Raw genomic sequence first — 254 nt, 5'->3', positions numbered from 1 at the left:
CTTTTGGTGCACCAGTCAAGATGCTGGGCCGCAAGTTTTATGCTATTGGCAACCAAAGTTACCTGCTCGCTGATCACTTTAAGCGGTCAAAGACAAAGGTAGACGTCAGTTCTAAAGCTCCAATCGACAAGCAGAAAAAGCGGCTTATGCACAGCAGCTATATATATAATTCCGCAGGTCACCGCCGCAATGGCTTTATCTTGGCACCCGGTTCGCGTGTGCAGATTAGTAAAAAAATCAATTCCGTGGTTGGC

General features: G+C 46.9%; 1 protein-coding gene. It reads left to right on the top strand.

The window, feature by feature from the left end:
* Positions 1-20: 20 nt before the first annotated feature.
* Positions 21-254, top strand: a 234-nt coding sequence (locus tag ACYYG1_RS17675; RefSeq protein ID WP_461211640.1) for an SLAP domain-containing protein, incomplete at its 3' end; no start/stop codon positions are given.

This window comes from Desulfocurvus sp. DL1XJH-121, from assembly GCF_054819825.1.
The sequence above is the reverse complement of the archived record's forward strand: the minus strand, read 5'-3'. Positions and strand labels throughout refer to the sequence as shown.